Origin of the sequence: Planomicrobium soli (assembly GCF_003014655.1) — a bacterium.
In the GTDB taxonomy this organism is placed as follows: domain Bacteria; phylum Bacillota; class Bacilli; order Bacillales_A; family Planococcaceae; genus Planococcus; species Planococcus soli_B.
The window spans coordinates 1-19214 of sequence record NZ_PYAT01000024.1; the positions used below are offsets into that span (position 1 = coordinate 1).

Consider the following 19214-nt stretch of genomic DNA (forward strand, 5'->3'; position numbering starts at 1 on the left):
CAATGAAAACCTGCAAAAGTCGCAAATGGAGCGGAAGGCGGCGACTCCAGCGGGACCAGCGCGAGCCGAAGACCCTGGACAGAGCGAAGCGAAGGAAGCGGCTGAGGCCGTGCCCGCGGAAAGCGTCCGCCTGGAGCGAAATGAAAAAAGCTGCCGAGAGTTTCTCGACAGCCTGGGGATGAAGAGTAAACTCTTCATCCTTTTAGTCAGTTCTTAAACTCTGCCGTTATTGTAGTTAGAAGTATTCCTATCACTTGCCCTTTGAAGGCATCAGGAACGGATTCATTTGCTGGGTTTCTATAGTAGAGAACGTTTGAATCCGCTTTATAAGTAAAACCAAGATTCAACAATTTGCTTGCCAATGATTCTGGCAATTGGTCGCTGCCAGTGACTCTTTTAAAGTAATCTGTTGCATAGATAGATACATCAACATCATCCAAACTGGATTCAAGAATGAATAAATCCGTATCGCTTTTCACAATCCATTGTCCCTTAGAACTAATAGCCAGCTGCGAATGCTCCAAGTTGGAAATGCCGTTCAAATTCACTCCGTAAATTTGATTGATTAGCATGCGGGTTTCTACTGCAGTCAGTGTGTAATTCTGCGCTTTCATGTAGCGGTCCATTATATCGTTTTTAGAAAGACCCATTATCCGCTCATCTTGCCGGGTTGACTGCGGTTGTTCTTTAAAAGAAATACGTAAACTTTCCATAATTTTCTCAGGATAGAGAGCCAGTTTACTTCCATAATCTTTTTTAGAAATATAAGAAAGGTCAATACTAAAGATTTCTTTTACTGCTAGCCGAACTTCAGTTCCTTTAACTTTATTGCCAAAAGCAGATGAATAATGGTCCATTACTTGCACTTTCGGCATTTCTTCAATAGTCTTATCCAGTTCATTGGACTGTGCATCAATGCCCAACTCCACACGTACTGCATGCATGACCTGTTTTGAATACTTAGGACTGTGGTTGACCCATTGCGATTCGTGGAAAAATTGAGTCCCAGCAGGTGCCGTTTCGCTTGCTAACACATTTTCTGTTCCAATGTTAAAAGCTCCGCCAACCAATACTCCAAATGCGAAAATGCCGGATGAGAATTGTTTAATAGTGAATTTCAAAATAACTCCTCTTTTCTAGTAACATAATACTTATACACCGGTATTATTATACTAAAAAAATATCATAAACGTTATTTATGAACTAATTTTATATTAAACTAAAATTAACCTACCGGTACCTAAAATTTTGACATAAAAAACCACAACTTAGAAGTTGTGGTTTTTTATGTGTTCTGGCTTTTGTTTAAAAAAGATTCGACTGCTTCATGATGGGCATCTTCCGCCCATAGTTCAGCGCACTTTCGAACTTCAGCATCCACTCTTCCCTTTAAATCGTTTTCTTGCCATTTGCGTTTAGCAATGGATTTATAAGCTCGGTGGACTTCTGGACGGATCTTATTCATTGAAGCAAAAAAATTATGTATATCTTCTTCTTTATGGACCACTTTCGTTGCCCAACCATTCGCCTCAAGTTCATCGGAAGTATACACACGTGCTTCTGTCAGCATGAGAAGCGCTTTATCGTGCGGCAAAGTCTCGAACAAGTAGGTTCCTCCGCCCCACCCGCTTGTGATGGCAAGCGTCCCTTGGATAAATCCACATTTGGCATGTGCCGTGACAAGCCGGTAATCGCAGGCAGTGGCAATTTCACAGCCGCCTCCGACTGCAGAACCGTTCAAGAGTGCAATGACCGGAACCGGCAAAGTTTTGATACGGTACAGCACCTCGCTCATTCTTTTTAGCATCGGATAGGCTTCTGCTTCCGTTTTCAACTCATGGAAAACGGAAAGGTCACCACCAGAACAAAAAGCTTTTGTGCCTGTGGCGGTGATGACAACATAGCGGATTTCACTTTCCTCCGCTTTTTGGATCAGTTCCTCGAATCCAGCCATCACATCGCTATTTATAGCATTGCGGATTTCTGGCCGGTCAATCGTGTATGTCATGATTTGCTCGGATATTTCTATTTTATAGGACATCCAACCACTCCTTTTGGGTAGAGAAAAAGGCTATCGAGAGCCATGGCCTCTCAATAGCCTTTAGAAGCAAATACTGTTTTATTTGCTAACTACTTCTTTCCCTTTGTATGATCCGCATGCTTTGCAGACGCGGTGAGCCAATTTCGATTCGCCACAGCTTGGGCAAGTTACCATGCCCGGCACTGACAATTTGAAATGTGTACGGCGTTTTCTTTTAACGGTTTTGGACGTTCTTCTAGCTGGTACAGCCATTGGTGACACCTCCTTACAATGATTCTATTCATCTGACTGATCAAAATACTTGGCTAAATCAGCAAGTCTTGGATCCGGTTTTTTCGGTGCTTCTTCTTTCTCGGCTTCCACTTGCTCATCAGTTGAATACGACCAGTTTTCGCCGCCTTTAATAACGGCTTCATCGGCGTCATCCTTAAAAACCTGAATCGGAATTTCAAGCAATATAAGTTCTTCAAGCACTGGCTTCAAATCAATTGTTTCAGCCTCTACAAAATGAACATTATCGTCCTTGCTTCCCTTGTCCTTTTCAGACCAAGAGAAAATTTCAACCGAATCAACGTTAATAGGGAACTCAACGTCTTCCCAAGTTCGTGCACAAGGCAATATTAACATGCCTTCAAGATGAATGTTGCACGTGATTTGTTGCGAACCAATCGTACAGTGTCCTGTGACGTGCATTGGTGAAATTTCCCGAATATCGCTATTCCGTTTTTTCACCGAATCCAACTGGACAGTTTCGTCAATTGGCATTCCGTCTTTGCGATGCTTTTGAAGCTGTTGAATCGCCATTTTCATAAGTAATCACCTCAAGACAACAAAGTTGATTATATAATGTACAGAAAAAGATGTCAAGATAAAATCTTGTCAGACGATTCCCGTCAACTATATACTTATAGTTAAGTTTATCAAAGGAGGGGTTTAATTGAAAGCTACAGGCATTATTGTCGAATACAATCCATTTCATAACGGGCACCTCCATCATGCAACTTCAGCAAAAGAAAAATCCGGCGCGGACGTACTAATTGCTGTGATGAGCGGCCAGTTTTTGCAGCGCGGGGAACCGGCATTTGCAGACAAATGGGCACGAACAGAAATGGCTCTTGCCGCCGGCATCGACTTGGTGATTGAGCTGCCTTATGCTTATGCGACTGCTCAAGCTTCCGATTTTGCAAAAGGAGGCATTACTCTTCTCGATGCTTTGGGCTGCGAATCGTTTTGCTTTGGCAGCGAGCAAGGCGCTATCGAACCCTTTCTTCGCTCCTACAAGCTCCTGGCAGACCGTCGAGGCCAGTATGAGCAAATGATCCACGAAGCCGTTAAGACTGGTGTCAGCTATCCTATGGCATTAAATAAAGCGTATACGGAACTTGTCGGCGAAACAGAAGGATTTGCTGATTTGAAACAGCCGAATAATATCCTTGGATTTCATTATATAGACGCGGCAAAAAAACTAAACTCTCCAATCCAGCCTATTACCATTCAGCGAATCGGCGCAAACTTCCATGATCCAATCAGGAGCGGAACAGCTATCGCTAGTGCCACCGGAATACGAAAAGCGTTTTTCGAAGATACATCTATCGAAGAACTATCCGTGTACATGCCGGAAGCTTCTGTTTTAGCTTTAAAGCGCTTTGCGGAAGAGACCGGTTCTTTCGGCAGCTGGAATCGTTTCTATCCACTTCTTCGCTATACCATTTTGCGGGAACGCCCTGACGGCATCAGAAAATTTGCCGAGGTTACAGAAGGCATTGAAAATTTAATTTACGACGCCGCAAAAACGGAAGATACTTTTGAAAATTTTATTGTACGGGTAAAGTCTAAACGGTTTACGCGAACACGTGTACAGAGGATGTTGACTCATATCTATACCGGCTTTACGTGGGAGCAGCTTCGAACGTTTCAAACACCTACTTACTTGCGGCTTCTTGGCATGTCAGCAGCTGGCAGAAATTATTTGAACCGACAAAAAAAGAATATCGGGCTTCCCTTAATCAGCCGAGCCGCTAGCTTGGATGATTCCATGGGGAAACTCGATATTCATGCCACAAGCATGTATATGCTTGGCCTAGGCAAAACAGCTATGAAAAAAGAATATACTTCACCACCCCTTTATTTTGGCTGAAGCTCATCCAAATATTCCAAGGCGTCTTGTAGCGTTTTTACCGGCACAACTTCCATGTCTGTGCCGATTTTTTCTGCGGTTTCTATTGCTAGGGCATAGTTGCTTTCTACACCTTCATGCACTTCATCATCAGGTGCGAAGAATATTTCAATGCCATCATTGTCCGCAGCAATGATCTTTTGATCGATTCCACCAATTCTGCCAACGGTTCCATCGCTCTCCATAGTGCCGGTTCCTGCTACATCGTATCCTTTGGTGATATCTTTATCGAGCAGCTGATTCAGTATTTCGAGCGTGAACATCAACCCTGCAGAAGGTCCGCCAATTTGGTCAGAATCAATTTTCACTTTCGGCTCAGTCGTAATTTTTTTATCTTCCACAAACGAAATCCCGAGTCCGACTCGCTCGGGTTCTGTTGGCAATGGAGCCAATTCTACCGTTTCTTTTATCTCTCTGTCTCCCCGCTCAAAGACTACTTCGACTTTGTCTCCCCTTTTTTTACCGGAGATATAGTCGATAAACTCTACCATTGTTTTAAATTCGTGGGCGTCGATCGACAACACCCGATCACCGGGAAGAAGAATTTTGTCAGCCGCTCCTCCTTGTATAACATGAAGCACAAAAACGCCATTATTGCTGACCTCGTAGGGCAGTTCCGCTTCTTCAAAAGCAACCTGTAACGCGTTGATTTGTGAATCCGACATCATTTTCAATTGTCGGACATTATATTCGTCATCGGTTTCATGGGGATTGCGCACCTGTTCAGGCCTCAATATTTTATAGCCTTCCTGAAATTTTGAATAGAGATATAATGTCGGTGTTGCAGTCATCATGGATACAGTCATTAAACTCAAGCTTCCTTGGTCGTTTTCATCTCCACCCTCTACTTCAACCAATGGCGAAAGCTCATAGGCCCCGCCAGGCTTTGAAATGTAGAAGTCCAATTGATAATTAGAAAGAAAAACAGACAAGGCCAGAACAATCACGACAAAGACCACTTTATTGTTTTTCATCCAATTCTCCTCTTTTCGTTTCAGCACAATAACAAAAAGCCACGAAGACGTGACTTATTGGAATTTCAACTTTAATGCATTTTCTACTTCTACCGGAACCAATCCGGTGATATTGCCTTTATACTTGGCCACTTCTTTAACAATACTTGAACTTAAAAATGAGTAATGGTTGTTCGAAACCATGAACAAGGTTTCAATATTTTCATTCAAAAACCGGTTCATGGAGGTAATTTGCATTTCGTATTCAAAATCTGAGACTGCGCGAAGGCCTCTGATAATGGCGTTCGCTTTGACGTTGACCGCGTAATCAATCAGCAATCCTGAAAACGAGTCCACTTCCACATTAGGAATATCACCTGTAACTTCTGAAATCAACGCTCTTCGTTCCTCGACAGTAAATAATGGATTTTTCGATGAGTTATTCATGACAACCACTTTCACTTCATCAAATATAGTAGAAGCTCTTTTGATAATATCAAGATGACCCATTGTAATAGGATCAAAGCTCCCTGGCACTACAGCAATTTTACTCAAATTCTGCTCCCTCTTCCCCACGATGGCGGTAAATTGAAATGATGGTGCTGCCATATAATTCTTTTTTGAAACGCACATAGAAACGGGTAGTGTCTTTTAAATCCACTTCTTTGGCATGTTCACAAACAACAATGGAATCTTCTGTCATAATGCCGAGTTCTGCCGCCTTATCCATGAGTTCATAGGCCTTTTCCATATGATAAGGTGGATCCAGAAACATCAGCCTTGCTTGAACTTCTTTTTTCTTCATGACTTTTAAAGCGCGGTCAGCATCTGTACAGTATACTTCTGCCTGGTCTTTCAGACGCGTCTTTTCTAGATTAGCGCGAATGGTTTCAACCGCTTTTCGATCTTTATCCGTGAAAATCACACGGTCAATTCCACGGCTCAACGCTTCGATCCCGAGGCCGCCGCTGCCTGCGAACAAGTCCAGTGCAGCGCCCCCGTCAAAAAATGGGCCAATCATATTAAAAACCGATTCTTTCACTTTATCTGTAGTGGGCCGTGTCGACATGCCCGGAACTGCTTTCAACTGCAGCCCTTTTGCTATTCCTGCTACAACCCGCAATTTTATCGCCTCTTATTTACTATTTTCTTATGAAAAAAAATTCCATATGCTAAAATAAACTATGGAAAGGACGTGTACATAATGATACAGCGTTTTATTGAACTGGGAGAAGGCTATGGAGACATATTTGAACTCCGGGAACTCATCTCTACAAATTCACATCGTTTTATGCATGGCTTTGTTTTTGTCTCAAAAGACCCGAACGGCAAATCCGTACTATCGATTGCCGCTGCCTTCAAGCCAACGGATGAAGGGAATTTCATGCCAATCTATTTGTGCCGAGAAGGCATTCCGGAAGATTCTAAAAGGCTCAAAATTTTTGAGAAAGCCGTTCAAGATCTTGGATATCAACCTAACAAAATGGAAGTCAAACATTCTAGCGTTTATGCGGAAAAACAATTTTATTTTAGCCACTTAATCGCGATTCTTCGTTTGAATCATTTTATTCCGCCTATGCAATAATCAAAGACCAATTTTATAATCATATTCTTTCGCTTTATCTGGTTTCGCATTTTCGTATTCGGTCTTCAAGAAAGGCCGCTGTGATTCGAGAATCTGTTTAACATACGGCAGTTTTATTAACTTTTCTTTTGTGCTTTCAATCATTTCTTGATCCATATAAAGAACAACATACTTTAACTTTCGTGAAATAAAGTGTACATGTCCATATTTGCGCAGCGATTTTGCTTGCTTTAAATGATGTACGTAGACAATGAGGCCTTGGCGATCACGCATAACTATCCCTCTTTTCTTAGTTTCTAGAATACCATAGGAAAGAAAAATGCCGCAACCTAGGAAATCGGACATTTGGACAGCGCTTTATCTCTCGGTTCCCATATGGCTAAGGGGCTTGACCCCTTTTTCATATGCTTGGTAACCGAGTTTTTTCATGAGCATGCCGCCACTTTACGTCTGAAAAATTTTAAACTAACAAAAAAGAAAGCAATTAGCTATAATGGCTTTAGTTCTATTTTCAAGGAGGTACTCCATAGCATGGGCAAAAAAACAAAACTAGGGATTGCAGCAGTGGCCGTGAGCGCAGCTGCTTGGGCTGGCTCCAAAGCTCTTTCTAATCCGCAAATACGGCCCGTAAAAAAAGTTTTAAGCTATCACTCACCGCTTATTCTGGCACACCGAGGTGGATTGGCCGTTGCTCCGGAAAATTCGATGGCCGCTTTTTCAAAATCCGCAGAACTTGGTGTAGATGGCTTTGAAATCGATATACGCTTAACAAACGATGAGGAAATACTCGTATTCCACGATGAATATATCGACCGGACTACCGATGGTGCAGGCAGAGTAGCAGATATGTCGCTCAGTAAACTGCGCACATTCGATCTTGGTTATCATTTTGTAGATATCAATGGAGAGCACTCTTTCCGCGGCAAAGGCGAAAGAGTCGTTTTATTAAAGGAACTTCTTGAAGCTTTTCCTGATATGTACATCAATATTGATATAAAAGATTCTCCAGAAACTTATGAAGGAAGCCTTATGCCTTCAAAACTTTGGCGGTTAATCGAAGCGCAAGGTGCAGAAGAGCGCGTGGTTGTTACAAGTTTTTATGATGAACAAATTGACCGCTTCAACTTATATGCACAAAACCGTGTTGCAATAGGAGCGGGTGAAAACGAAGTCAAAAAAGCTTTTGCCGCCTTTAATAGCCAATTGGGCCATTTGTATAAGCCGCGCGCCGATGTCTTTCAAATTCCTGTAAGACAGTCTTTATTCCGGCTTGATTCCCCTCGGTTCATTTCATTTCTCGGTAATTTGAATGTGCCCGTTCATTATTGGACCGTCAACGAACCTGAACAAATGCAAGCGCTGATCGCTGCAGGAGCAAAAGGCCTTGTTACCGACCGGCCTGATTTGGCTGTTGCTGAACTCGCTAAAATTGAAGACAAATAAAAAATGTGCAAGGAATTCCTTGCACATTTTTTCGTGTATAAATGCTTGTCGGGGCTACACAGGCGCTTCCGCTTTTCTTATTGTCCAGCTGCAGCGCCTAGCCCCTCGAGGTCGCTTCGGTCTTGCCTGTCATGGCAAGAAACGCCATGGCATTCAAGCCCTCCAGCGCTTGTCGGGGCTACACAGGCGCTTCCGCTTTTCTTATGCCGAGCAGGAGCAGCCTCCGCCTGTTCCGCAGCTTCCTCCACAGGAAGAATCTGAAGAGAAAAAAGGATTGCTGGAAGGAATTTTGACCGCCTCGGAAACGGAACGGCCAATAATGAAACTGACTTGATCAATCAAGTCCTGAAGCTCGTTCTCAGCAAGCCGAAGTACAGCCACATGTTCGTTTAAATCCAGACTCCGTTTATCGATGCGAATTTGTTTCATTACTTTATGATAATCAGGGTGGTATTTTCCAAACCGCTGGACTTCTTCGTATTGCTCTTTCAACCTTGCAAAATCATTTATTCTTTTTGCAAGATCCTTATTATTATAAACAGAGCTATAAGCTTCTTGATATTTCTTTGCTTGCTCCGATTGGATGATCATTTCGCTCAGCTCATCAGCAGAGTCAGTGATTAGAGACCATTCATAGGTCATAAACATTTAGTTTTCCTCCTCTACGATTTCTATCATAGCAGAAATTTTTACATTTTAATACCAATGGAAAGGAGTGGCACTATGAAGCAACTTTATAACAAATTCCAGAAAATCCTCGATAAAAGCAACGAAGAAGATTTAGCTATTCTATCCGACTGGATCGATAATTTCGAGAAGAAACAACAAGGCGAGTTCACTACTTATTTAAGTGCCAGCCTTAATCTGAAACGAGAAACTACGGAAAACGAAAGTATCGTTGCGATTCCGAATACCCCGTATATCCATAACAATATGGCCATTCCACATGGCGGCATTTTGGCTCTGTTAATTGATACCGCTATGGGCACGTTAGCAAACAGCTTATGTCCCACTGGTTATGGAGCAGTAACTACTAGCTTGAACATTCATTATTTATCGGTAACTGATCAAGAAACAATCCAGGCGAAAGCTCAAATTATTCGCCATGGAAGGCATACACTAGTGATAGAAGGCAAAATCGTGCAACCAGATGGGAAACATGTAGCTACTGCCACTGGTTCGTTTTTCATTGTACCTAAAACCACATAAAGTTGCTATTATCGGGTTTCAGCATTCACCAGTTCTTGAGAAAGGAAAATTTGGGTATAAAACTTCCCAAAGACACCAACGCCAATTTTATTAAAATCGCTCGATAGCAACGTGTCCCTGTGGTCAGGTGAATTGCTCCAGCCATGGACGGTTTCTACAGCGTCACTATAATGAGTAGCTGTGTTTTCTCCAGCTTTCCCGAAATCGATTTGAGCTTCAGAAAGCCGTGTTTCTAAGTCAGGCTGCTCACTTTCTTCCGAAGAAAATTGCTGTTTAGCAATAGCCTGACTATGCTCCCCTGCAAGTACGGTCACTGCCGGATTTTCCACTAATGGCTTTCTTTGATTATGCAGCCTGTAAACGTTCGTCAAATCAATAACTTGTTTAGCGTTCGCTTCATCGATAGACTGCTGCATGCTGGAGGAAGGAATTTCTTCTGGCAGCAAATCTCCGGAGTACATCATATCGTAAGGGCGATGCCTTATCAAAGTCTCTGCGTTTGTGAACCTGACAGCCTGTAGAGTTTTGCTTTCTTCATCTAAATACAATTGGGCATAGATGCCTTCAAAACTGACAAGAATCTGTTTGTTTATATCTTCTGCACGTAAGCTGAAGGTATAAATGTTTGTATCATATTTTACCGTTACTTCATTTTCTATGATTGTAAAACGGTACAGGTCGTCCAGTGTCTGCCCAATTTGATAAGGCGAGGCATCCGTTGCTGTTCCAGCAGTATATACTTGGACAATTTCACCTTTTTTTACCCCTGCCATCATGTAATGAGAATAAGTACGGTTATAGACCCACCACTCATAACCAAATGCAGATGGTTCAATACGGTCCGGTTCTCCGTATTCAGCAATCCAGGTTGCTGTCGATTTTCCTATATAAGTGGAAATACCTTCGGCCGGGCGCTCTACTCCCAGGGATTTTTCCACAAGATCCTGAGCAGGCAATGGATCTACGGTTTTTGGTGCTTCCAATGTTTCGTTCTCGTTAATCGGGGAATCGAAATAGAAAAATACCAAAAGAATAATCGATAGAAAAATCATAATGCGCAACAAGTCTTTCAATCGATCAGCTCCTTAATTAAGATCATTATACAATTATAACAGCCGTCTGTATTCTGACACAATCTTGCCATTGCAACAACCAGGAAATTGCTCTATTATTAAAGGAGCATTTAGCCAGTTATGATATAGAGGAGGAGATCCGATGTATTTTGAAAATACAGGACTCGAAAACATTCGTGTAGACTTTACTTTACTCGATCACATCATGAGCAAGCACGGTTTGACTAAAGAAGGACAATGGGATTACGAGCGTGTTACATACGACCGTAAATTTATCATTCGCGAAGGCACTTACTTTTTGCGCGTATTTGCATATGCCGTAGAAGGCGATATCGATTCAAATGATGCCATCCTTCATGTTATGAAGCCAGTGCTTGGCAAACACTACTACCCGCATGGCGTAGAGTATGGAGAAGATGAGTATTTTCCAGAACACTTAATTAAAAGTTGCGCTGAGATTTTGAAAACCATCAAGTCAGAAGTTCAAGCTTTTGAAGTAAACGTATAAAAAAACTGCAGTTCAGTTATGAACTGCAGTTTTTTATTTTTCTAGCAAAAAGAGAACCTTAAAGGTTCTCTTTTTTAATTGCCCAGAATTGCTTTGAAAACGGAAGTTGTGTGTCCGCCTTCATAGATTACATAAAGAAGCAAGTAAACCATGACACCTGTGATTGCAGTAAAGAACCAAACCACACTGGCAATAGGTCCAAGTTTGCGGTGTCTTGCCAATTGATTTTTAAGACCTAGCCAGATGTTATAGCCGCCTAAAACGCCGCCTATTGTAGCAAGGATAATATGGAAAATCAAAAATACCGTATAGAAAATTTTAATATTGTCAGGTCCTCCGAAAGCGGTATTTCCGACGAATACCGTCCGGGACGCATAAATGATAAAAAAGGTTAAAGCGGAAGCTCCTGCAGCCAACATAGCCTTTTTATGAGCTTCAATTCTGCGTCGGCGAATCAAGTTCCACCCGATTGCTACAAATATAGCGCTTAAAACAATAAAGAACGTACTGATTGTCGGTAATAGCGGCAAATTCATCTCATTAAATCCCCTTTAAATTCATTAAGCATTATGTCTGTGATACGCCATATACTCACGATCACGCAAAGCCTTAGCAGTAATCTCATCTGCGTTTTCATTTTCGTTGCGCAGCCATTCATAAAAAACCATCCAAAGGAACACAGTAAAAGCAAGTTCCTGCACAACCTTCATAATAATACCGCCGGTCCGCTGATCTTCAAGCGGCGACATGCTTGAAAACATTTCGGGCCCGGATAAGCCCAACTGCGATAAAGTTCCAGTTGGGACACACAAAGCCATCGCTTGCAGCCATGCTTCGCCATCTGTGTATGTTGCATAAAAAGGATTAACGCCAAAAATAATTAAAGCACAGGCAGGGGTTAACGTAACACTCAACCCAAAAAGATAGCCAAGTTTTTTCAATCCGTGGAATTTATGCATACCTTCCAAGTTGTTAACAACCGGCCACCAATAAAAAATAGCGGAGGTAAACAGAATAATATTAACAACTCCGTGAATGAGAACCCCTTGTTTAACGAAATCGAAAATCAAAGGGATATGGTAAAACGAAAATACCAAAGTGAAAATCAGAATTGCCAACATCGGTTTGCTAAAAAAATTAAATAGCGGCTTTACTACTGGCAACTCGATAAATGCACGCCATGTCCACGTCGGAATTCCCATGATAAAAAGCGGCGGAATAATCAACAGCAAAATGGCCATTTGTGCCATATGAAAACTGAAAAGAATGTGGCCAAGCAAGTCGACCGGAGAGCCTTTGACTGCATATAACAGAATTATTCCCGATACAAAAAGCATCGCTTCTTTGAATGTTAATGGTTCACTTTCTTTGAACTTCCCTCTCCATTTTACCAATACTAAAAAGTATAAAATCGTAATAAGTACGAGAACTCCCAAATATACCGGACTCCATAACGCTTGGAACCCAAAGATGCTAATTGGCATGCCATCGTGCCTCCTTTTTCTCAGGTACCCTCATTATAAAGGCGGAACCTATGTATATCAATGAACGAACTATGACAATTCCATGGAAAAGCACGATTGCCTGCTTTGCCTTAACCAGTTTTAGGCAGAAAAGCCGTGTTTATTCGCTTATGGCGGCTGACTCAAGAACGCGATAAGCTTAGTACTGATACGAAACAAACAGAAAAACAAAAAAAGTCGACCAGTTTTATAGAAGAAAACAGAAAACCCTTTACCTCGAAAGGTAAAGGGTTTTTGCTTACCACCAAATAATAGTGACAAAAGTAAGGATTACAATGAAAGCAACAAACATACCGCTAAACATAAAGAATGCGATTGTGCCAGTTCCTTTTTCACTCAAGTGCATGAAGTGATAAAGCTGAAGCACTACCTGAACCCCAGCCAATAATAAAATAATTGGCACGATCAAGTACGTAGAAAAGCCAGCTGCTACCGCCGTAAATGCGATCAATGTTAAAAAGATCATCATTGCAAACGACGTCAGCATGTGGCGCATTTCTTGTGCTCTTTTACGTCGGATATATTCCTGCTCTTCTTTTGTTCTTACGTAATCGTGAACGTCATGTGCCATATTATCCGATCACTCCCATCAAATAGACTACAGTAAAGATAAATACCCATACTACGTCAATAAAATGCCAGTATAACGAAACTAAGAAGAATTTTGGAGCGTTATAAGTATTCAATCCGCGTTTCGCATTTCGGACCATCAAAGCAATAAACCAACCTAGACCGAACACTACGTGTGCTCCGTGTGTTCCGACAAGCGTATAGAAAGCGGAACTGAAGGCACTATTTGTAAAACCGAAGCCTAAGTGTACATAGTGGTTAAATTCGTAAATCTCTAAGCCAAGGAAAGCAGCTCCAAGCAAAACTGTTACAGCAAGCCATGCCTGCATCGACTTGAAGTTATGGTTTTTCATATGGTACATGGCATATACACTTGTTAAAGATGAAGTTAAAAGAATCATCGTCATCGCAAATACAAGTGGAAGTTCAAAAAGTCCGGCAGCAGTAAATTCCATACCGCTTGGCCCTTTATCCTTCAATGCCAGATAAGTTGCAAACAAAGAAGCGAATGTTACCGATTCAGCAGCCAGAAGCAGCCAGAAACCGACAAACTTATTTTTCCCTTCCATTGTAGCTGTTTCAGGATGATCCGGCCACGATTGGGGGGTATATTTTTTATTTATGTCCATCGGTTTTCACCCCTTCTCGATCCTTGATCAAATCTTCTTTATGAATGTGGAATCCTAAGTCATCTTTTAATGAACGAAGCAACATCGAACCGAAAGTTATCAACAATCCAATAACAAGTACCGGAATTGTCCAAGAATAACCATCTGGATGGTAAAGCGCTCCGAAAGAAGCTACAAATAAACCGAATGACATGACAACAGGAATGAACGAGTTGTTCGGCATGTGAATATCGCCAAGCGGTTCTGCGTAGATCATGCCTTCTTTGTTGCCTTCCATCTTCTCGATCCAGTACGTATCAAGACCACGCACTAGAGGAGTTTGAGCAAAGTTATAGAACGGCGGAGGTGAAGGAATCGCCCATTCAAGCGTACGTCCGTCGCCCCATGGATCATTTCCAACACGCTCATTTTTAATCGTAGTTAAAACTATGTTTACCAACATGATGATAACACCTAAAGCCATGAATATTGCCCCAACAGAACTGATGGCATTAAACAAATCCCAGCCTTGGTTAGCTCCAAACGTATATACGCGTCGTGGCATACCCATAAGTCCAAGGAAATGCTGGATAAAGAATGTTAAATGGAATCCGATGAAGAATAACCAGAAAGTGATTTTCCCTAACTTTTCGCTAAGCATTGTACCGAACATTTTCGGCCAGTATAAGTGAGTGGCTGCAAAAATCGCAAGTACTACGCCACCAACGATAACATAGTGAAAATGCGCTACGATAAAGTAAGAATCATGCAATTGATAGTCTAGTGGTGCGATTGCCTGCATAACCCCTGTTACCCCACCTGCTACGAATGAAGGAATAAATCCAACAGCATAGAGCATCGGAGTTGCGAAGGAAACATTTCCTCCCCAGACAGTTAACAGCCAGTTAAAGATTTTCACACCTGTCGGTACAGCAATAATCATAGTAGCTAATGCAAAAATCGCGTTAGCTGTTGGTCCAAGGCCTACTGTAAACATGTGGTGGGCCCATACCATAAAGCCGTAGAAACCGATCAAGATTGTAGCAAACACTAATGCAGTATAACCGAACAAGCGTTTACGAGAGAAAATCGCAAAAATTTCAGAGAAAATACCGAAAGCCGGCAAGATTAAAATGTAAACCTCAGGGTGACCAAAAATCCAGAACAAATGTTCCCAGATAATTGTATTACCGCCAGCAGCTACATCAAAGAAATGAGAGCCGAACATGCGGTCAAACACCATGAAGAAAATAGCGATAGTAAGTGGTGGGAAAGCCAATAAGATCAATGCGGAAGCGACAAAAGTCGTCCAAGTGAATAAAGGCATTCTCATATAAGTCATCCCTGGAGCCCGCATGTTGATGATTGTTACCAGGAAGTTAATCCCGGAAATCAACGTACCGAAACCAGAAATAGTCAAACCAAGTGCATAAAAGTCAATACCATGGCTTTCAGATGCAAGTGCAAGTGAAGCATAGTTTGTCCAACCTGCATCCGGAGCTCCGCCTAAGAACCACGAGAGATTCAAGAAAATTCCTCCGAAGAAGAACAACCAGAACCCAAGAGAGTTCAAGAATGGGAAAGCTACGTCGCGTGCGCCAATTTGCAAAGGCATAATGGCATTCATAAATCCTAATAATAGCGGCATGGCTGCCAAGAAAATCATTGTTGTTCCATGCATGGTCATAACTTCGTTATATGTTCCAGCACTAAGGAAATCATTTCCGGCTTTCATCAACTGGATTCGGATCATCATCGCTTCGATTCCACCGATCAGGAAGAAAAGTCCACCTGATATGAGATAAAGGATAGCGATTTTCTTATGGTCTACAGAAGTTATGTAATCCCATACAGTAGCACCGAAGCCACTTTTTTTTGCGATAGAACTCACAATGTATACCTCCTTTTTTAAGCTTCGATTCTTTACTGTTCAACCGTTAAGGTCATCAAATATGCAGCAAGTGCATCAAGATCCTGCTCAGATACGTCTTGTCCGCCATTCAACGATTTAACATCCGGCATTTGGTTGCCCGGTTTGAAATCTTGAGGTTCTTTAATCCAAGCTTTCAAGTTTTCTTCGTTATGTTCTAAGATTCCGGCTACCCGGTTGCGGTCACCGAAAGTTGCCAAGTTTGGACCAGCCATAACATTGCCTGCTCCTACACCAGATACAGCGTGGCAACCAATGCAACCTAATCCATCGGCACCAAACAATTCTTCACCCGTTTGAGCAAGGGCATCGCTCGGTGGAGTCTGTTCTTCTTTCATAGAAGCTACCCACTGATCAAAATCGTTACTATTCATTGTTTTCACTTTAAAATCCATCAATGCATGTGAAGGGCCGCAGAGCTCTGCACATTTTCCGTAGAACACGCCATCTTCCAATTCCGAAGACTCTTGATTAAACGTCAAATAGAAAGTGTTTGTGTTTTCAGGGTTGGCATCGATTTTCCCGCCGATTGAAGGAATCCAGAAAGAATGCTTTACATCAGCAGAGACTACATTAAAGTAAACTCGTTGATCTGTCGGAACGACCAATTCTTGTGCAGTGACAATTCCTTGTTCAGGATATTCAAATTCCCACCAATAAAGCTTTGCAATTACGTTGACTGTCAGATTGGTCATTGAACCATCTTCCGCTTCAACATCCATAGTGCGAGTATCCGCTAAATCAAAAGTTTGATAAACCGTTGGGATAGCGATGATGATAATTAAGACAATTGGAATTGCAGTCCATAAAAACTCAAGTTTCGTGCTGCCTTCCACTTGTTCAGGAATCATTTCTTCCCCAAGTTTCGAGCGGCGGAATTTTGTTATTGCCAATACGTATACAATCGTAACAACAATAATAACAAATAGCATGACCGCAGAAGACAAGAGCAGCAAGTTAAACTGATCTTGAGCTACTCCACCGGCCGGGATCAATGTGGAAATTTCTTCTCTCCCACAACCTGCAAGAAAGAAGATCAAGGCGGTCATCAATGTAAAAAGACGCCACTTTTTAAGCCCATTTATCATAGCTTTTCATACCCCTCTCTCATGTAAATAATTTTGGTGCTGTACTAATCGAAATTAAACGAAGACTGCGAAGATGATCATCGAAACAAATAAGATGGTCATATAATTCAACGAATAAATGAACATTGTCTTCGCCCATTTCAAATCATCCTTCACTTTAAATCCTTTTATAGCAAGCACTAGCCAGCCAAGATTTAAAAGTGTAGCTAGAATGATGAAGCCCATTCCAAGGTCCATCAACAGGAAAGGCAGTGGGAACAGCAGTAAAACCCATGCAAGCATTGATTTTTTAGTCCGATGGAATCCTTTCACCACCGGAAGCATCGGGATGCCTGCAGCACGATACTCTTCTGTCCGTTTCATTGCTAGTGCATAGAAATGAGGCGGCTGCCATACGAACATGATCAAGAACAACGCCCATGCACCCATTCCAAGTGCCGGCTCAACTGCAGCCCAGCCAATAAGCGGCGGGATTGCTCCCGAGATGCTCCCCACAATTGTATTGCCAACATGTCTTCTTTTCGACCACATGGAGTACAGGACGACATACGCTAAAATTCCTGCTATTCCATACAAGCCAGCTGATACTGATGCAGAGAACAGAAATAGTTCGCCTAAAACAATGAAAGATAAAGCGAGTGCCAATACAGCAGATGGCTTAAATCTTCCCGTCACGGTCGGACGCGACTTTTTGCTAGCCATCAACGGATCGATATCTGTGTCAATGTAGTTATTCATCGCAGCAGAACCTGCTATGATTAATGCTGAACCGACCAAGGTGTAGGCGAGGATGTCCAGCTCTTGCAGGAAATGCCTATCGGAAAATTGAAACGCCAACCACATTCCTGTAAACACAGTTATTAGATTAGAATTAACAATTCCAATTTTAATGAGTGCTAAAAAATCACCTAGGAATGTCGTGGTTTCCGGTGTCTGATGAACTTCCGCAGACAATGACCGGCCGTTTGACATATTATCCCCTCCTTTCAAAGTTGTAAGCATATTCCGCTAACCATAACTATATCTAAATTCCAGTTTTATTTCTACCGCTAACTGAAATTTCCTGATAAAAGCAATGATTTCCAAGTGAACAAACATAGAAATACGCTCTTCCTATCATACATTAGAGTGCGCATTTTTTTAATATAGAAAAATAATTGTTTTTGAACAGTTTGTGAAGGTATAACTTATTATGTCCAAATATTGAAAGTTTCCGGTATTCTTGATTTTCCGTTGTGTTTTAAAGCAACTTTCGCTATCATCGAGTATGCAGGTTACGAACGTTTAAGCAGTTTTATCTAGAAAAAGTAGGTGGCATACTTGCAGCAAAGTAAATATCTAAAATGGTTTGCAGTTGCAGCGACCATCGGAATGCTCTTGATCCTCCTTGGCGGAGCTTTAGTTACAAAGACAGACAGCGGTATGGGTTGTGGCCGCCATTGGCCTGGCTGCAATGGACAGTTAATACCAGATGAAATTACAGCCGAAGTCTTGATCGAGTTTTCTCACCGGCTCGTTACAGGAACTGTCGGCATTTTAATTGTCGTGCTCGCAGTATGGGCATGGCGAAAATACGGCCATGTACGTGAAACCAAATTTTTAGCCGTCATGGCGATTTTCTTTTTAGTTCTTCAAGCATTGATCGGGGCAGCGCAAGTAAAATGGGGACAAGGCGATTTTATCCTTGCACTTCATTTCGGCATTTCCTTAATATCGTTCGCCTCGGTGTTGTTATTAACATTATTGATTTTTGAAGTGGACCAGAAGTTTGATGCAGAGCGTGTGAAGATCGGCAGAAAGCTAAAACTTCACACCATCGGGGTGGTTTTGTATTCCTACATCGTAGTTTATACAGGGGCATTGGTGCGCCATACTAAATCGAGCTTGATTTGTTCCGATTGGCCCTTATGCCGCAACGATCAGTTTGCACTTCCGAACAATATGTACGAATGGGTGCAGATGGGCCATCGGATGGCAGCAGGCTTGATCGTCATTTGGATCGGTTATATCGCCTGGCATGCTTTCAAGCAGTATAAAGACCAGAGAGTCATATACAAGGGCTGGCTTATTGCTTTCATCATCGTCTTGCTTCAAGCAACAACTGGTATGCTGGTCGTATTAACCAAATTGAACTTGGCTATCGCACTTCTCCACTCGTTGTTGATTTCAATGTTATTCGGTTTGCTTTGCTATATGGTATTGCTCGTTTCGAGAAGCATGTCAGCAAAAGCAAAATAAAAAGCAGATGCCAATCGGCATCTGCTTTTTCAGAGTGTTGAGTAACCCTTTGATATAAGATAAGAACTTATTTGTTCATCAAAAGAAAAGAAAACTTCCGATTTTTACGCCCTCCTTGCCAGAAGGAGGGCCATTTTTTTGATGTTTTGCGTGGCGGCTGTCAGGAAAGCCTGCTCTTGGACAGACGAACGCCCTCGGCGTCTTGCGTAGCGAAAGCCATGGAGTTCTTTGGCATCCGCAAAGCTTCTTTCAATGGTTTGGCTGCGCAG

25 protein-coding genes are annotated in these 19214 nt (G+C 42.1%); 7 read left to right on the forward strand and 18 right to left on the reverse strand.

Annotated elements, in window-relative coordinates; all coding sequences use genetic code 11:
- On the forward strand, positions 1-217 hold a 217-nt coding region (locus B0H99_RS17955; RefSeq protein WP_219905829.1), incomplete at its 5' end, for a hypothetical protein.
- On the opposite strand, the gene B0H99_RS17125 is transcribed toward B0H99_RS17955, so the two are convergent.
- From B0H99_RS17125 to B0H99_RS17140, 4 genes are all read right to left on the reverse strand, one after another.
- Entirely contained in the window at positions 207-1121 is a 915-nt protein-coding gene (locus B0H99_RS17125; protein WP_245894559.1) for a hypothetical protein, read from the reverse strand. The two genes, B0H99_RS17955 and B0H99_RS17125, sit on opposite strands and share 11 nt — an antisense overlap.
- A gap of 164 nt (positions 1122-1285) precedes the next feature.
- Positions 1286-2041 carry an enoyl-CoA hydratase/isomerase family protein gene (locus B0H99_RS17130; protein ID WP_106534909.1) on the reverse strand — a complete coding sequence of 252 codons (756 nt, stop codon included), beginning with the start codon at positions 2039-2041 and terminating at the stop codon, positions 1286-1288.
- A gap of 78 nt (positions 2042-2119) precedes the next feature.
- Positions 2120-2293, reverse strand: coding sequence for a 50S ribosomal protein L32 (gene rpmF, locus B0H99_RS17135; protein ID WP_106534910.1), 174 nt, complete (start codon positions 2291-2293; stop codon positions 2120-2122).
- A 24-nt stretch (positions 2294-2317) separates the two neighbouring features.
- Positions 2318-2851: a YceD family protein gene (locus tag B0H99_RS17140; protein WP_106534911.1), complete on the reverse strand. Its 534-nt coding sequence runs from the start codon at positions 2849-2851 to the stop codon at positions 2318-2320.
- Between the two features lie 127 nt (positions 2852-2978).
- Here B0H99_RS17140 and B0H99_RS17145 point away from each other — a divergent pair, with 127 nt between their 5' ends.
- The gene (locus B0H99_RS17145) at positions 2979-4178 is read left to right on the forward strand and encodes a nucleotidyltransferase (RefSeq protein ID WP_106534912.1); all 1200 of its coding nucleotides are present in this window, start codon (positions 2979-2981) and stop codon (positions 4176-4178) included.
- On the opposite strand, the gene B0H99_RS17150 is transcribed toward B0H99_RS17145, so the two are convergent.
- The 3 genes from B0H99_RS17150 to rsmD are packed head-to-tail and all read right to left on the reverse strand — an operon-like array spanning position 4166 to position 6293.
- Positions 4166-5191 (reverse strand): SepM family pheromone-processing serine protease, encoded by a 1026-nt coding sequence (locus B0H99_RS17150; RefSeq protein ID WP_106534913.1) that lies wholly within the window; start codon positions 5189-5191, stop codon positions 4166-4168. The two genes, B0H99_RS17145 and B0H99_RS17150, sit on opposite strands and share 13 nt — an antisense overlap.
- Before the next feature lie 54 nt (positions 5192-5245).
- The gene (gene coaD / locus B0H99_RS17155; RefSeq protein WP_106534914.1) at positions 5246-5725 is read right to left on the reverse strand and encodes a pantetheine-phosphate adenylyltransferase; all 480 of its coding nucleotides are present in this window, start codon (positions 5723-5725) and stop codon (positions 5246-5248) included.
- Complete coding sequence (gene rsmD, locus B0H99_RS17160; RefSeq protein WP_106534915.1) at positions 5718-6293, reverse strand: 16S rRNA (guanine(966)-N(2))-methyltransferase RsmD; 576 nt, start codon at positions 6291-6293, stop codon at positions 5718-5720. The genes coaD and rsmD overlap by 8 nt, the downstream gene beginning before the upstream one ends.
- A gap of 81 nt (positions 6294-6374) precedes the next feature.
- Here rsmD and B0H99_RS17165 point away from each other — a divergent pair, with 81 nt between their 5' ends.
- The gene (locus B0H99_RS17165) at positions 6375-6755 is read left to right on the forward strand and encodes a DUF7147 family protein (protein WP_106534916.1); all 381 of its coding nucleotides are present in this window, start codon (positions 6375-6377) and stop codon (positions 6753-6755) included.
- On the opposite strand, the gene B0H99_RS17170 is transcribed toward B0H99_RS17165, so the two are convergent.
- A complete protein-coding gene (locus tag B0H99_RS17170) occupies positions 6756-7028 on the reverse strand; it encodes a YlbG family protein (RefSeq protein WP_106534917.1) in 273 nt (90 codons plus the stop codon).
- Between the two features lie 258 nt (positions 7029-7286).
- Here B0H99_RS17170 and B0H99_RS17175 point away from each other — a divergent pair, with 258 nt between their 5' ends.
- Positions 7287-8198, forward strand: a complete 912-nt coding sequence (locus tag B0H99_RS17175; RefSeq protein WP_106534918.1) for a glycerophosphodiester phosphodiesterase family protein — start codon at positions 7287-7289, stop codon at positions 8196-8198.
- A 201-nt stretch (positions 8199-8399) separates the two neighbouring features.
- On the opposite strand, the gene B0H99_RS17180 is transcribed toward B0H99_RS17175, so the two are convergent.
- Positions 8400-8846 (reverse strand): YlbF/YmcA family competence regulator, encoded by a 447-nt coding sequence (locus B0H99_RS17180; RefSeq protein ID WP_106534919.1) that lies wholly within the window; start codon positions 8844-8846, stop codon positions 8400-8402.
- A 75-nt stretch (positions 8847-8921) separates the two neighbouring features.
- Between B0H99_RS17180 and B0H99_RS17185 the strand changes: the two genes are divergently transcribed.
- Complete coding sequence (locus B0H99_RS17185) at positions 8922-9407, forward strand: PaaI family thioesterase (protein ID WP_106534920.1); 486 nt, start codon at positions 8922-8924, stop codon at positions 9405-9407.
- Between the two features lie 8 nt (positions 9408-9415).
- Here the strand turns inward: B0H99_RS17185 and B0H99_RS17190 are convergent, their stop codons facing one another.
- Complete coding sequence (locus B0H99_RS17190; RefSeq protein WP_106534921.1) at positions 9416-10480, reverse strand: CAP domain-containing protein; 1065 nt, start codon at positions 10478-10480, stop codon at positions 9416-9418.
- Between the two features lie 142 nt (positions 10481-10622).
- On the opposite strand from B0H99_RS17190, the gene B0H99_RS17195 reads away from it, so the two are divergent.
- Positions 10623-10988, forward strand: a complete 366-nt coding sequence (locus B0H99_RS17195) for a YugN family protein (protein WP_106534922.1) — start codon at positions 10623-10625, stop codon at positions 10986-10988.
- 74 nt (positions 10989-11062) lie between these two features.
- On the opposite strand, the gene B0H99_RS17200 is transcribed toward B0H99_RS17195, so the two are convergent.
- From B0H99_RS17200 to cyoE, 7 genes are all read right to left on the reverse strand, one after another.
- The gene (locus B0H99_RS17200; RefSeq protein ID WP_106534923.1) at positions 11063-11524 is read right to left on the reverse strand and encodes a DUF420 domain-containing protein; all 462 of its coding nucleotides are present in this window, start codon (positions 11522-11524) and stop codon (positions 11063-11065) included.
- Positions 11525-11548: 24 nt separating this feature from the next.
- On the reverse strand, positions 11549-12472 hold the full coding sequence (ctaG, locus tag B0H99_RS17205; RefSeq protein ID WP_106534924.1) for a cytochrome c oxidase assembly factor CtaG: 924 nt from the start codon (positions 12470-12472) through the stop codon (positions 11549-11551).
- A gap of 277 nt (positions 12473-12749) precedes the next feature.
- Positions 12750-13082 (reverse strand): cytochrome c oxidase subunit IVB, encoded by a 333-nt coding sequence (gene ctaF / locus B0H99_RS17210; RefSeq protein WP_106534925.1) that lies wholly within the window; start codon positions 13080-13082, stop codon positions 12750-12752.
- A gap of 1 nt (position 13083) precedes the next feature.
- On the reverse strand, positions 13084-13710 hold the full coding sequence (locus tag B0H99_RS17215; RefSeq protein WP_106534926.1) for a cytochrome (ubi)quinol oxidase subunit III: 627 nt from the start codon (positions 13708-13710) through the stop codon (positions 13084-13086).
- Positions 13697-15580, reverse strand: coding sequence for a cytochrome c oxidase subunit I (gene ctaD, locus B0H99_RS17220; protein ID WP_106534927.1), 1884 nt, complete (start codon positions 15578-15580; stop codon positions 13697-13699). The genes B0H99_RS17215 and ctaD overlap by 14 nt, the downstream gene beginning before the upstream one ends.
- A 32-nt stretch (positions 15581-15612) precedes the next feature.
- On the reverse strand, positions 15613-16707 hold the full coding sequence (coxB, locus tag B0H99_RS17225; RefSeq protein ID WP_106534928.1) for a cytochrome c oxidase subunit II: 1095 nt from the start codon (positions 16705-16707) through the stop codon (positions 15613-15615).
- A 54-nt stretch (positions 16708-16761) separates the two neighbouring features.
- Positions 16762-17679 carry a heme o synthase gene (gene cyoE, locus B0H99_RS17230; protein ID WP_106534929.1) on the reverse strand — a complete coding sequence of 306 codons (918 nt, stop codon included), beginning with the start codon at positions 17677-17679 and terminating at the stop codon, positions 16762-16764.
- A gap of 348 nt (positions 17680-18027) precedes the next feature.
- Between cyoE and B0H99_RS17235 the strand changes: the two genes are divergently transcribed.
- Positions 18028-18945 carry a COX15/CtaA family protein gene (locus B0H99_RS17235; RefSeq protein WP_106534930.1) on the forward strand — a complete coding sequence of 306 codons (918 nt, stop codon included), beginning with the start codon at positions 18028-18030 and terminating at the stop codon, positions 18943-18945.
- Between the two features lie 104 nt (positions 18946-19049).
- Here the strand turns inward: B0H99_RS17235 and B0H99_RS17240 are convergent.
- On the reverse strand, positions 19050-19214 hold a 165-nt coding region (locus tag B0H99_RS17240; RefSeq protein WP_181313609.1), incomplete at its 5' end, for a transposase.

Bases quoted from the DNA above. Each gene is read 5' to 3' on its own strand.
- B0H99_RS17130 (WP_106534909.1), bottom strand. From the start codon at position 2,041: ATGTCCTATAAAATAGAAATATCCGAGCAAATCATGACATACACGATT.
- rpmF (WP_106534910.1), bottom strand. From the start codon at position 2,293: ATGGCTGTACCAGCTAGAAGAACGTCCAAAACCGTTAAAAGAAAACGC.
- B0H99_RS17140 (WP_106534911.1), bottom strand. From the start codon at position 2,851: ATGAAAATGGCGATTCAACAGCTTCAAAAGCATCGCAAAGACGGAATG.
- B0H99_RS17150 (WP_106534913.1), bottom strand. From the start codon at position 5,191: ATGAAAAACAATAAAGTGGTCTTTGTCGTGATTGTTCTGGCCTTGTCT.
- B0H99_RS17165 (WP_106534916.1), top strand. From the start codon at position 6,375: ATGATACAGCGTTTTATTGAACTGGGAGAAGGCTATGGAGACATATTT.
- B0H99_RS17170 (WP_106534917.1), bottom strand. From the start codon at position 7,028: ATGCGTGATCGCCAAGGCCTCATTGTCTACGTACATCATTTAAAGCAA.
- B0H99_RS17175 (WP_106534918.1), top strand. From the start codon at position 7,287: ATGGGCAAAAAAACAAAACTAGGGATTGCAGCAGTGGCCGTGAGCGCA.
- B0H99_RS17180 (WP_106534919.1), bottom strand. From the start codon at position 8,846: ATGTTTATGACCTATGAATGGTCTCTAATCACTGACTCTGCTGATGAG.
- B0H99_RS17185 (WP_106534920.1), top strand. From the start codon at position 8,922: ATGAAGCAACTTTATAACAAATTCCAGAAAATCCTCGATAAAAGCAAC.
- B0H99_RS17195 (WP_106534922.1), top strand. From the start codon at position 10,623: ATGTATTTTGAAAATACAGGACTCGAAAACATTCGTGTAGACTTTACT.
- B0H99_RS17200 (WP_106534923.1), bottom strand. From the start codon at position 11,524: ATGAATTTGCCGCTATTACCGACAATCAGTACGTTCTTTATTGTTTTA.
- ctaG (WP_106534924.1), bottom strand. From the start codon at position 12,472: ATGCCAATTAGCATCTTTGGGTTCCAAGCGTTATGGAGTCCGGTATAT.
- ctaF (WP_106534925.1), bottom strand. From the start codon at position 13,082: ATGGCACATGACGTTCACGATTACGTAAGAACAAAAGAAGAGCAGGAA.
- B0H99_RS17215 (WP_106534926.1), bottom strand. From the start codon at position 13,710: ATGGACATAAATAAAAAATATACCCCCCAATCGTGGCCGGATCATCCT.
- coxB (WP_106534928.1), bottom strand. From the start codon at position 16,707: ATGATAAATGGGCTTAAAAAGTGGCGTCTTTTTACATTGATGACCGCC.
- cyoE (WP_106534929.1), bottom strand. From the start codon at position 17,679: ATGTCAAACGGCCGGTCATTGTCTGCGGAAGTTCATCAGACACCGGAA.